This window comes from Saccharopolyspora hattusasensis (assembly GCF_050972075.1).
Taxonomy (GTDB): Bacteria; Actinomycetota; Actinomycetes; order Mycobacteriales; family Pseudonocardiaceae; genus Saccharopolyspora; species Saccharopolyspora hattusasensis.
Genome location: NZ_JBPCDC010000001.1, coordinates 4,587,634 through 4,600,312, shown reverse-complemented (window position 1 = coordinate 4,600,312; position 12,679 = coordinate 4,587,634). Strand labels below are relative to the sequence as shown.

Annotated in this window: 7 protein-coding genes; 2 read left to right on the top strand and 5 right to left on the bottom strand. The window is 70.8% G+C overall.

Features of this window, described 5'->3' with window-relative positions:
• Position 1: 1 nt before the first annotated feature.
• The 3 genes from tilS to dacB form a co-directional block, all read right to left on the bottom strand.
• Positions 2-1,009: a tRNA lysidine(34) synthetase TilS gene (tilS, locus tag ACRXBZ_RS21690; protein ID WP_433880645.1), complete on the bottom strand. Its 1,008-nt coding sequence runs from the start codon at positions 1,007-1,009 to the stop codon at positions 2-4.
• 146 nt (positions 1,010-1,155) lie between these two features.
• Positions 1,156-2,280 carry a zinc-dependent metalloprotease gene (locus tag ACRXBZ_RS21685; RefSeq protein WP_433880644.1) on the bottom strand — a complete coding sequence of 375 codons (1,125 nt, stop codon included), beginning with the start codon at positions 2,278-2,280 and terminating at the stop codon, positions 1,156-1,158.
• Positions 2,281-2,446: 166 nt separating this feature from the next.
• On the bottom strand, positions 2,447-6,382 hold the full coding sequence (gene dacB, locus ACRXBZ_RS21680) for a D-alanyl-D-alanine carboxypeptidase/D-alanyl-D-alanine endopeptidase (RefSeq protein ID WP_433880643.1): 3,936 nt from the start codon (positions 6,380-6,382) through the stop codon (positions 2,447-2,449).
• A 146-nt stretch (positions 6,383-6,528) separates the two neighbouring features.
• Here dacB and ACRXBZ_RS21675 point away from each other — a divergent pair, with 146 nt between their 5' ends.
• Positions 6,529-7,017 carry an inorganic diphosphatase gene (locus ACRXBZ_RS21675; RefSeq protein ID WP_168586214.1) on the top strand — a complete coding sequence of 163 codons (489 nt, stop codon included), beginning with the start codon at positions 6,529-6,531 and terminating at the stop codon, positions 7,015-7,017.
• Positions 7,018-7,201: 184 nt separating this feature from the next.
• Here ACRXBZ_RS21675 and ACRXBZ_RS21670 read toward each other — a convergent pair whose 3' ends face one another.
• Both ACRXBZ_RS21670 and ACRXBZ_RS21665 read right to left on the bottom strand, forming a co-directional pair.
• Entirely contained in the window at positions 7,202-8,821 is a 1,620-nt protein-coding gene (locus ACRXBZ_RS21670; protein ID WP_433880642.1) for an MDR family MFS transporter, read from the bottom strand.
• A gap of 171 nt (positions 8,822-8,992) precedes the next feature.
• On the bottom strand, positions 8,993-9,253 hold the full coding sequence (locus ACRXBZ_RS21665; protein ID WP_433880641.1) for a hypothetical protein: 261 nt from the start codon (positions 9,251-9,253) through the stop codon (positions 8,993-8,995).
• A gap of 156 nt (positions 9,254-9,409) precedes the next feature.
• Here ACRXBZ_RS21665 and ACRXBZ_RS21660 point away from each other — a divergent pair, with 156 nt between their 5' ends.
• Positions 9,410-12,022 carry a PEP/pyruvate-binding domain-containing protein gene (locus tag ACRXBZ_RS21660; RefSeq protein ID WP_433880640.1) on the top strand — a complete coding sequence of 871 codons (2,613 nt, stop codon included), beginning with the start codon at positions 9,410-9,412 and terminating at the stop codon, positions 12,020-12,022.
• Positions 12,023-12,679 lie beyond the last annotated feature (657 nt).

The following is a 12,679-nucleotide window of genomic DNA, read 5'->3' as shown; positions in this document are numbered from 1 at the left end:
GTCAACCATTCGGCGGCTTGCGGCCCGCCGCTTCCACCAAAAGCGTGCCATGCGCCCGGCGCAGCACAAAGTCGCCTGGCAAGGCCGGTCCGCCTTGACCGCGCCAGTCGGACACCAACGCGTCCGCCGCGCGCAGGTGTTCGTCGGTGATCTCCGGGACCCCGCGCTCCAGCAACCACACCCGCAGCACCCGACGCCGCAGCGCGCCCGGAACTTCCTGCAATGCCACGGCATCGAGCACGTCGCCGGCCTCGACGCGACCACGCACCTCGGCGGCCAGCGAGTCCAGCGCGTCGGCGTCCTCGCGCAACTGCCGAGCGGTGCGCGCGAGCGCCTCCCGCACCCCGCCCTGCAATGCATCTTCAAGCAGCGGAAGGACTTCTGTGCGCAACCGCACACGCGTGAAACGCGCATCGGAGTTGTGCGGATCCAGCCAGGGCTTTAGGCCGAGCGCCGCGCAGGCGGCCTCGGTCGTGGCCCGGCGGACGCCCAGGAACGGGCGCGCCCACGGCGGATCCAACGGCCGCATCCCGGCGATCGAGCGAGCCCCGGAACCCCGCCCGAGCCCGAGCAGCACGGTTTCGGCCTGGTCATCGAGGGTGTGTCCGAGCAGCACCAACGAACCCGGCGGGCGCTGCGCGCGCAGCGCCGCGTAGCGCGCGCGACGGGCAGCAGCCTCCAGCCCACCGCCGCGCCCGACCTCGACCTCGATCACCCGGGCCGAGCACCCCAGCCCGCGGAGCTGCTCGGCGGCGCGGGCGGCAACGTCGGCGGAGCCGACCTGGAGCCCGTGGTCCACGACCAGCCCATGCACCGCGACGCCCTCGCGGCGAGCGACGTGCGAGGCGGCAGCGGCGAGCGCCAGCGAGTCCGCGCCACCGGAGCACGCGACCGTCAGCGGAGTGCCGCGGAACGGCGCCGCCTCGGCGGAGCCGAGCAGGCGCCGGAGGGCGCCGCGAACGGCGCTGACGGCGGGATCGGGCGGCGGCACGCCGCCATTCTCCCGCATGCAATTTCAATGGAAACTGCGGATCGTCGGCGTGTCGCACCACGACACGCCGACGTCTGTGGACAACTTCCACAATTTCAATGAAAATCGGACCCTGGACCCTCGATTTCCATTGAAATCGAGGGCGTCCTCCCCGTGGACTCGGGTCAGCCGTGGACCCGGCGGATCCAGGCTGCCGGGTCGCCGATCTCGGCGCGGGTCGGCAGGTGGTCCGGGGACGTCCAGATCGCGTTGAAGCCGGCCATCCCGATGGCGTCCACGACATGCCGGGTGAACGCCGCGCCCTGCGCGTACTGGCGGATCTTCGCGTCCACCCCGAGCAGGCTGCGCAGCACTCGGTCGAGGAGGCCGCCGCCCTTCCGGCGCTCCGTGAAGCGCTGGCGGATGGTGGCCACGCTGGGCACCACCCGCGGACCCACCGCGTCCATCACGTGGTCGGCGTGGCCTTCCAGCAGCGTGGAGATGGCGATGATGCGGTCCAGCGCGGCCCGCTGACTCGGCGTCTGCAGCAGCTCGATCACCCCGAGCATGCCCGGGCTGGAGTCGCTGCTGGAGCGGGTCGAGCGGGCTTCCCGCAGCACCGCGGGCAGCCGGGTCAGCAGCTCACCGGTCGTGCCCTCCATCTCCGCCAGCAGCGTGCCCAGGCTCTCCGCGAAGTGCTCGCGCAGCCACGGCACCGCGTTGAACTGCAGCCGGTGTGTCGACTCGTGCAGGCACACCCACATCCGGAAGTCGTCGCCGGGCACTCCGAGGGACTTCTGCGCCGCGACGATGTTCGGCGCCACCAGCAGCAACCGGCCTTGCTGCCCGGCGACGCCGGATTCGCCGTACGGATCGAACTGGCCGAGCACCTTGCCGCCCAGGTAGGCGAGCACCACCCCGGCCTGCACCCCCGCGCCACGCGCGCTGATGCCGCCGAAGAGGTCGTTTCCCCGCAGCACCTGTGAGTCCGCTGTGGACAGTGCGGCGTCGGTGAGTTCGGCGAGGCCGTCCGCCGCGCCGCGCACCCAGGCGGGCCGGTCGACGACGTCCCCCTCGGCGATCGGCAGGTGCTGGCCCAGGCCGGTCAGCTCGCGGACGTGGGATTCGGCTTCGACGCTGAACCGCCGCAGCGAGCGCACCGCCTGCTCGGCTTCCGACCGGGGCACATCCGGCCCCGGCTTCATCAGCCGGACCGCGGTGGCGACGGCGATGTTCCAGTCCAGCGCCCGATGCTCGCCGGTGGCGCCCCGGTCTGGGGACGGGGACAGAGTGGAAGGTCGGGCGTTCACACGACCGACCGTACCCCGCCTGCAGCCCCGCAGGTACCTCACTTTCGAGGCCGCACCTGCGCAGCCGCGCACCGTTTCCGCTGGTCAACGACCGTGAGTGGTTGTGGGCGCTATAGCACCCGAAAACACTCACGGCGCCTGACCTGCGGAAACAGCCGTGCCCCGGTCAGCGGCAGCCGCAGCCTCGCAGGGCGTCGGCCACGCCGTCCAGCGCGGGCCGGGCGACCGCCGGGCTCGTGCCGTTGGACATGAACGCGAACACCAGCAGCCTGCCGTCCTTCGTCACCACCGTGCCGGCCAGGCTGTTGACGCCGTTCAGGGTGCCGGTCTTCGCCCGCACCCAGCCCTCGCCGGGGCTCCCGCCGTAGCGGTCGCTCAGGCTGCCGCTGCCACCGGCGATCGGCATCCCGGTGAGCAGCCCGCGCAGCTTCGCCGACTGCGGTGCCAGCCCGCCCTCCGGGCTGGCCGGGGCGGTCGCCGAGGCCAGCAGAGCGGAGAGCAGCTTGGGCGTGGTCCGGTCGTCCAGGGACAACCCGCTGCCGTCGGCCATGCTCGTGCCGGTGACATCGAAGCCGTGCTGCGCCAGCACGTCGCGCACTGCCTTGGCCGAGCCCGCGAATGACGGGTCGTTGCCGGTGGCGATGGCCACCTCGCGCGCCAGCGCCTCGGCGAGCAAGTTGTCCGAGTGCTGCATCGCGATGTCGACCATCTCCTGCACGGTCGGCGACTGCACCTGGGCGAGGACCTGCGCGTTCGGCGGCGCCACGCCCTTCGACACCTGCGTCGCGCCGAGCCCGGCCGCGAGCCGCTGCGCGGCCTCCACCGCCGGGGTCGAGGTCCGGGGGCTGTAGTCCTTGGTCGGGTCATCCCGGCCCCCGTCCAACATCACCGGCTCCATCGGCGCCATCATCCCGCCGGCCACGTCCTGCGGCAGCCAGCCCGGGGCGAGGCCTGGTCCGGTGTACCGGCTGGTGTCCACCAGCACAGACGTCACGTCGCCCCCGGCCGCGGCCCGGGCCTGGGCGACCAGGTCGTCGAACCGGGCGGCCCCCGGGTAGACCGACTCCTTGTTCGCGGGGAGCGTAGACAACGTCAGGTCACCACCGCCGACCAGCACCACGGTGCCCGGTTGGCTGCCGCGCACCACCTTGGTGGTGAGCCGCTGGTCGTGGTCCAGGACGAGCAGTGCCGCGCTCATGGCCAGCAGCTTCCCGGTGGACGCCGGGACCATCTCCTGACCGGCGTTCTGCTGCCGCAGCACCCGTCCGGTCTGGGCGTCCAGCACCACACCGGCGAAGGTGCCCAGACCAGGGTTGCCCAGCGCTCCGGCGAGAGCGTCGTCGAGGCCCGCCTTCGTGGGCAGCGGCGCGTTCTGGTCGAGCGGCTTGATCGCCGGGTTGAGCCGGACCGGCGCGGGCGGATCGGCGAGCTGCGCTTTCATCAGGGCGTCGACCAGCGTCGGGCCGAACGCGATGCCAGCACCGAGCAGCACGACGACGATCACGGCGACCGCGATCAGCCCCCGGCGACGGCGATGGGGCGGCTCTGCCTTCGGCGGTTCTTCGCCCAATGTCAGCACGGGCGCGGCGCTCGGCGAGATGCGCTGCGGCTGCGCCCGCGATCCGGTCAGGCCCGCGAAATCCGCTGGCGAAGCGGGCTTCGCCCCGGCGAGACCGGCGAAATCCGCCGGCGAAGCGGCTTGCGGCGGGATGCGCTGCGGCTGCGCCCGGGGCGGCGTCAGGCCCGCGAAATCCGCGGCGGACGCGGGGCGCGGCGGCGGGCCGTCGAAGTCCGGCCGGGCGAACTGCTGCGTCTGCTCGGCGGGAGCGACCGGCGGCACGGGCTTGATCTGCTGCGTCGCAGGCCCCGGGTCCGCGGCGCGCAGCGCTTCGAGGCTCTTGAGGTCGATCCGGGTGGTCTTCTCCGCCTCGCTCTCCGCCGGGACCTTCGCGATCTGCTGCGTCGAGTCGATGGGCTGGGCGGCGACCCATGGGATCTGCTGCGTCTCGTCGATGCGCGGCGGCTCGACGGGCCCGGCGATCTCGATCCGCCTGATCCGCTGGGTCTGCTCGACGTTGCTGGGCGGCGGGGTCGCATCGGTGACCGGCGAGAACTGCTGCGTCAGCTCGACGGCGGTGACCGGCGGCTCGACGATGCGCTCCTGGTCGCCGGTCGGCCGGTCATCCGCCTCCGGCTCCTCGTCCGCGGCAGGCCGATCGTCCTGCTCCGGCGCTACGTCACCAGTCGGCCAGTCGTCCCGCTCCGGCTCCTCTTCGCCGCGCGCCGTCCCTGGCGCCGCACCAGCGGCTGCTGCGGCTGCTGCCCCGGGCGAAGTCCCAGCCGCGGGTTCCTCGCTCGACGCGGCCCCGGCACTGGCCTCGGTACCGGCTTCTGCAGCGATGCTCGTTTCGTCCCCGGCCCCTGCATTGGCTGCCCCAGCAGGCTCGGCCGACGTTGCGGACTCGGCACCCGCGGTCTTCGGCTCAACAGCGGGTTCAGCGGGTTCAGCGGGTTCAGCGGGTTCCGCGGTGGAATCAGGACCGTCGCCGGTTCGCGTTCCTGGATCCGGAGCTTCTCCCGGCTTGGTCCCAGCGCCCGCCAGTCCGGGGTCAGCGGCCGTTTCGGTCCTGGCCTCGGCATCATCGGCTGGCTCGACGCCAGCACCGGCAGAAGGCCCGGCAGCTGCTTTCGCGCCAGTTCCAGAGGTGTCTTCCGCGTCTGTCGCGGAACTAGTGCCGTCGGCCTCATCAGCGGAAACTTGTTCGGGCGTCGCCCCAGCGGCGGCTACGGCCTCAGATCCAGCAGCGGTTCCAGTTTCGGCAGCGGTTCCAGCTTCGGCAGCCGCGTCGGAGCCGGTGTGCGTGTCGGTTTCCGTTCCAGATTCGGCATCCGCGCCGGAATCCGATCCTGCGTTAGGGCCGGAAACAGTGGACTCGACTGCCGTTGCGGACTCCGCGTCGGCGCCGGAATCCGATTCTGGTTCGGCGTCCGCGCCGGTGTCTGCTTCAGGTTCGGCGCCGGAATCCTCTTTTGGGGCCCGTTCGGTGCCGGAGCCGGAAGTCGCTGCCGCATCGGAACTTTCGGTGGCAGTAGTCGTCTCTGCGGACGCAGCCGCCGTTCCGGCGTCCGCCCCGGTTTCCGTTCCCGAGTCCCCGCCGGGGACCGCCGTCGCTTCGGAACCTCCGTCAGCGGCGTCGGACTCGACGGCCGCTCCGTCCTCGGAGCGTTCGGGTGCAGCTGCAGCTCCGGCTGCCTCGACCGTGCCGCTGTGCGCGCTGCTGGCCTCCACTCCGGAATCGGCGGCAGTGCCCAGGTTCTCGTCAGCCTTCTCGCCGGGCTCGCCGTCGACCACTGCGCCGGCCTTGCCGCCGTCGGCCTCCTTGCCGGCGTTGTCGGCCTTGTCTTCGGACTTGTCGCCGGGGTCGACCTCGCCATCGGTCTGCTCGCCAGAATCCGCCTTCGAGGCGGCTTCGTCGACCTCTTCTTCGGAGTCCTCGGCGCCGGCCCCTTGTCCGGACCGGTCATCGGCGGGCGGGTCATCGGCCTCGGCCTCGGATGCGGACGTCGGCTTCGCCTGTTCTTCGCCGAGGCTTCCCGCGACGCGCTTCGACGTGCTGGCCACAGCGTTCTTCGCGGACGCGGCGCCGACACCGCCGGCAGCAGTCGGCTGGGTCGCCTGGACCGCGTCGGCCTTCTCCGCCCCCTTGTCCTCGACGGCGTCGCCGGCCTCGGCGGCAACGGTCTTCAACCGCGCGGTCTCACCCGCCGAGTCCGCCTCTGCCTCCGGCGGCTCGGCCGCGGCGGCTGTGCCCTTGGTCTCATCGGCACCGGCCCGCGCCGCCGGCTCCCGGGGCGCGCCGCTCGCCTCCGCGGCCTCGGATTCCGCGGCGTTCGACGAGGTCACGGCCTCGGTCGGCGGGCTGGTTCCGGTCCGGGGCGGGGTGGCCTCCGACGTCTCCGCGGCTTGGTCTCCGGCGGGCCGGTCCGGCGGCGAGCCGTCCGGGGACGACGCATCGGGTCGGGTCGGGCTCTCGCTATCCGATGTTGACGCATGGACGTCGGGTTCGGACACCTCACCCCCGCTGTTCTGGGGTTCGGGCACGTGCTCCTCCTCGACGATTCGCCAGACTGCCAGATTGCGAGCTCCCGCACTGCGGTGGGGGCCGGAGAGCTGCCGTGGTCCACACTAGACGTGGTCGCACGCGGGAGCGGGCGGCTGCATCCGACGCAAGACGAGTGAGGAACCGCGTGGACTTCGACGTCACGATCGAGATCCCCAAGGGGAACCGGAACAAGTACGAGGTGGACCACGAGACGGGGCGAATCCGTCTCGACCGGACGCTGTTCACCGCTACCCAGTACCCGGCGGATTACGGGTTCATCGAGGACACCCTCGGCGAGGACGGCGACCCGTTGGACGCGCTGGTCCTGGTCCAGGAGCCGACGTTCCCCGGCTGCCTGATCAAGTCGCGTGCCATCGGCATGTTCCGGATGCGCGACGAGAAGGGCGGCGACGACAAGGTCATCTGCGTTCCCTCGGACGACCCGCGGCAGGAGCACCTGCGCGACATCCACCACCTCGCCGAGTTCTACAGGCTGGAGATCCAGCACTTCTTCGAGGTGTACAAGGACCTGGAACCGGGCAAGAGCGTGGAGGGCGCGACGTGGGTCGGCCGCACCGAGGCCGAAGCGGAGATCAAGCGCTCGTACGAGCGGGCCAAGGAACAGGGGCACTGAACCACCGCCCCGAGAAAGGGCCCTCGCCGCGCTGGATGCGGTGAGGGCCCTTTTCACTTGTGTAGCACCGGGTCCGTGAGCGCTTCTGGACATCCCCACTCACAGGACCTGACCAGGCACTTCGTGAACTTGTCCACAGGCCTGGGGATAACTGGACAAGTCTGTGGACAAGTCTGTGGACAAGTCAGTCCAGGCGGATGTCGCGGAGTAGCCAGGTGAGGCCGAAGGCGACCAGGACCACGCAGCCGCCGACAAAGAACACCGTGTCCATCGAACTGGCGAAGCCCTCCAGGATCGGCCGCGCCAGCCGCGGGTCCAGGCCGTACAGGAACGACGTGTCATTGATGTCGAGGCCGGCCCCGCCACCTTGCTGCAGCGCTTCGACGAACGACCGGTTCACCGGGTTCGCCAGCACCTCCGGGTCGCGCAGCGCCGCGGTGAACTCCGGGGTGGCGAACGCCGCTCGCGTAGCATCCGCGATCCGGCCGCCGACCGTGCTGAAGAGCACCGACAGGAACGCTGCCGCGCCGACTGTGCCGCCGGTCTGCCGGAACAGGTTCACCGACGCCGTCGCCACGCCCATGTCGCGCGGGGTGGCGCCGGTCTGCACCACGAGCGTCAGGGTCTGCATCAGCATGCCCAGCCCGCAGCCCATCACCACCGCCGTCAGCCCCACCTGGACCAGCGAGGTGTCCACCCTGATCAGGCTGAACAAGAACAGCGAAGTGGCCATGAACGCGGCACCGACGATCGGGAAGACCTTCAGCCGGCCGGTCTTGGCGATCAGCTTGCCGACGACGCCGGTCGCGACCATGATCCCGGCCGTCATCGGCAGCAGCATCAGCCCCGCCTCAGTCGGGCTCAGGCCCTTGACGATCTGCAGGTACAGCGGCAACGAGCTCAGCCCGCCGAACATGCCGATGCCGACCAGGAAGTTGAGCAGGTTGCCCATCCGGAACGACGACCACCGGAACATCCGCAGCGGCAGCAGCGCCTCGGCTCCCATCCGGCTCTCGACGAACACGAACAGCAGCAGCCCGACCGCGCCGATGGCGTACATGGCCAACGAGATGGACGACAGCCAACCCCACTGGCGGCCCTGCTCGGCGACGGTCAGCAGCGGCACCAGCAGCACGACCAGCGCCGCCGCGCCCAGGTAGTCGATTCGGTGCCGGACGCGTTCGGTCGCTACGTTGAGCACCTTCGCGACGACGGCCAGCGCCGCCAGCCCGACCGGCAGGTTCACCAGGAACACCCAGCGCCAGCCGTCGATGCCGAGGAAGCTGTCCATGCCGGCGAACAGGCCGCCGATCACCGGCCCGATCACGCTGGCGGTGCCGAAGACCGCCATGAAGTAGCCCTGGTAGCGGCTGCGCTGCCGGGCGGGGATCATGTCGGCGATGATCGTCAGCGCCAGCGACATCAGGCCGCCGCCGCCGAGGCCCTGGATGGCGCGGAACGCGGCGAGCTCGTAGATCGAGTTCGCCAGCCCGCACAGCAGCGAACCGACCAGAAACAGCGAGATCGCGGTCAGGTACAGCGGTCTGCGGCCGTAGATGTCGGAGAGCTTGCCGTACAGCGGCGTGGTGATGGTCGCCGTGATCAGGTATGCGGTGGTGACCCAGGCTTGCGCGGTCTGCCCGTGCAACTGGTCGGCGATGACGCGGATCGCCGAGCCGACGATCGTCTGGTCGAGCGCGCCCAGGAACATGCCCAGCATCAGGCCGGTGAGCACGGTCAGGATCTGCCGGTGGCTCAGCGCGAATCCGGCGGTCTGCGCAGGTGGCACAGCCGTTTCCGACATGGTTTTCCCTTCAGGGGGTGCTCCTCGTGATGCGCCGGCGGGCGAGTCCGGCGGGAGCGCTGCGGCACGAACATCCCCAGCAATTTGCTTGCAGCACTCAACTAGTTGGCGGGACAACTATGACCTGCGGCCAAATGCGAGGCAACTTCGTTTCCGGCGCCTTGGGCCACGTCAGCGCCGACGCGCACCCGACGATCTGGGCATCGCCAAGACAGTGCCGTCGGACTGGCGCAGCACGACGACCGGGGTCGTCGAGGCGTGTTTCCCGCTGCCCGGCGCGAACCGCTCGCGCGGCGATCGCGGTTGGTAGAACCAGGCCAGCTCGGCCCGCACTCGCGCCACCACCCGCCGCCGGCGCAGGTGCCTGCAGATCGCCGGGGCCAGCATGACCAGGCCGGACAACGTCGCCAACGGCACCATCCACCAATGCATCCCGCTCCCTCCTCGCGGGAGAGGAATGGCGCTCCGCCCGGCACGTGATGCGGCGATCGCCGGGACCACCCCAATGGCCCAACATAAATTCAACGACTGTTGATTTTTTGGCCCATTCCGCGCTACCTTGCTTGCACCGGCGCGGGGAGGTTGGCCTTGAGCACGTTGGAGACCCAGGTTTTGCTCGACCTCGGCGAGATCCGCGCGAGCGACGGCGAACTGGCCGGCGGCAAGGCCGCCAACCTGGGTGAGCTGTCGGCGGCGGGATTCCGGGTGCCACCCGGCTTCTGCATCAGCACGCTCGCCTACGACGAGGTCTGCCGCGAACTCACCGGCGACCTGATCGACCGGTTGCCTGGGGCAGCAGCCGAGATCCGCTCCCGGCTCGCCGGCGCCGAAATCCCCGCCGAGCTGGCTGCCGCGATCACCGCCGCCTACGCCAAACTCGGCCCGGACGCCCCGGTGGCGGTGCGTTCGTCCGCGACCGCCGAGGACCTACCGCACGCCAGCTTCGCCGGCCAGCAAGACACCTACCTGAACGTCATCGGCGAGGCTGCGCTACTGGACGCCGTGCGCCGCTGCTGGAGTTCACTGTGGACGGACCGGGCGGTGGCCTACCGGGCGGCCAACGACATCGACCACCGAGCGGTGCGGCTGGCGGTGGTCGTGCAGCGCATGGTCGACGCGACGGCGGCCGGCGTGCTGTTCACCGCGAACCCGGTCACCGGGCGGCGAACCGAGACCGTGATCGACGCGAACACCGGACTCGGCGAATCGGTGGTGTCCGGCGCGGTCACCCCGGACCACTTCGCAGTGGAGTCCGGCCGGATCACCGCGCGGCGGCTCGGGGACAAGCCCACCAGCGTCCACCCGAAACCCGGCGGCGGCACGGAAACCGTTGCGCAGCAGGGCGATCAGCCTTCGATAACGGACGATCAGGCCCGCGCGCTCGCCGCGCTGGGTTCGGAAGTGGCGCGGCACTGCGGCGCGCCGCAGGACATCGAGTGGGCCATCGACGGCGACGGCACCCCGTGGCTGACCCAGTCGCGGCCGATCACCACGCTGTTCCCGCTGCCCGCCGAACCGCACGACGGCCTGCACGTCTATCTGTCGATCAACGTCGCGCAGGGCGTCTACCGGCCGATCACGCCGATGGGCGCCGCGACGCTGGCGCTGATGTTCAACAACCTCATGCGCAACCTCGGCATCCCGACCGACGGACCGCGACCGAAGCTGTGGCGGCAGGCCGACGGTTGGCTGTTCGCCGACATCACCGGCATGACCCGGAACAAGATCGGCCGCGCCGTGGCACCCAAGGTGTTCGCGATGGCCGAAGCCCGCACCGGAAAGGTCTTCGAGTCGCTGCTCGACGACCCGCGCCTGCCACTGGGCCCGAAGGTGCCGTGGCCGCTGCTTCGCCGGCTCGCCGGGATCTTCGCGCGCACCAAGGCGCCGATCGAGGCGGTGCGCACGCTGCGCGACCCCAAGCGCGCTCGCGAGCGGATCTTCGGCTTGGCACGGGAAATCCGGGCGGAGCTGGCCGGCCCCGAGCCGTCGTCCGCGCGGGAGCGGCTGGCCGCGGCGCGGCGGAGCGTCGCGGAGATCGCGGTCCCGCGAATCGCGCAGATCCCGCCGAGGATGCTGCCCGCCCTCGTCCTCAGCCGACTGCTCCCGAAGCTGGCGGGCAAGGCCGCCAGCTTCGAAGAAGTGCAGATCGTGCTGCGCGGTATCCCGCACAACGTCACCACCGAGATGGACCTGGAGCTTTGGGGGATCGCGCAGCTCGCCCGCCGGGACCCCGAAACCGCCCGGCTGTTCGCCGGATCCTCCATCGACGAGCTCGCCGAGCGCTACCAGTCCCGGAAGCTGCCGGTAGAAGTCCAAAATGGACTCGATGCGTTCTTCGAGCGCTACGGGCATCGGACGGTGGCGGAGATCGACATCGGGATCCCGCGCTGGTCCGAGGCCCCGGCGCACGTGCTCGGGCTCGTCGCGAACTACGTGCAGACCGGCGAAAGCGGCCACGACGCAGACGAGCAGTACCGGCGCGGGGTGGCCGACGCGGAGCGGATGGCCGCCGAGATCGTGTCCCGGCTCAAGAACCCGCTGCGAGCTCGGGTCGTCGGCTTCACGATGGACAGGGTGCGGCAGCTCGCCGGGCTCCGCGAAATGCCGAAGTACTGCATCGTGCTCGCGATCGCGAACGCCCGTAAGCACCTGCTGGCCGTCGGCCGGGAACTCGCCTGCACCGGTGGCCTGGAGCGCGCGGAGGACGTGTTTTTCCTCGACTACGACGAGCTCGCCGAGGCGGTCTCAGGCGCCGACCACCGCAATCTGGTGGCACAGCGCCGAGAAACCCACGAACGCGAACTGCGGCGCCGGCACCCGCCGCGCGTGCTGCTCTCGGACGGCACCGAACCCGAGGCGACGCTGCCCACGGCGGCGGTCGACGGTCAGCTGATCGGGACATCGGCTTCGGCGGGCACCGTGACCGGGACGGCGCGAGTGGTGCACGACCCGGTCCGCGCGCGGCTCGCCCCAGGCGAGATCTTGGTGACGCCGTCCACGGATCCCGGCTGGACGCCGCTGTTCCTGACCGCGGGCGGCCTGGTGATGGAGATGGGCGGGCCGAACTCGCACGGAGCGACGGTGGCCCGGGAGTACGGAATCCCCGCCGTGGTGGGAGTTCCGGAAGCCACGACCCGAATCACCGACGGCCAGCGGATAACCGTCCACGGCTCCGCGGGCACCGTCGAACTGGACCGGTGAGCCGGGCGATCGCCCGGCTCGGGCACGCCACCGGCAACGGCGGAATCGACTTCTGGACGCGGGCCGGGTGGCGATTTCGCGCGAAATCGCCACCACCCCGGGTGACGCGGCATCGTCGCGCTTCGTGATCGCCGCGGCGCGTTCGTGCAGGCGGTGCCAATTTCGCGAGAAATTGACCGTCACCTGGGTGAACGTCAATTTCTCGCGAAATTGTCACCCAGCCATCCCCCCGAGCGGCTCCTTTTCTCCCTGCAGCCCCGTTCCCGCTGGTCAACGCCCGTGAGCGCTGTTGGGGCCATAGCGGGCGCTTTGGAAGCGACCGGCCAAGATGCGGTAGGGCGGGCTCTTGTCTTTGAAGCCCCGATGCCGCGTATCTGGTCATGCGCAAATCGGGGATCCCGTAGTCCAGGCGGCGTTTGAGGTGCCGCCAACCGCAGCGCCACGCAGAACGAGTGTGGCAGCAATCACTGCAGCACCGAAAAGCACTCACGGCGGCTGATCAGCTGCAACCGGAGCCTACGCGGTGATGGCCCCTGCCGGTTCCGGCGGGGGCCATCGAGTCCGTTCGGGGGCGCCGTCGGCGGAGGAAGCCCGCCGCTCCAGCGGGTGAGCTGCGCCGGGTCGACCGTGTTGCCGGGCCGTCGCTTCCGGCGTCGT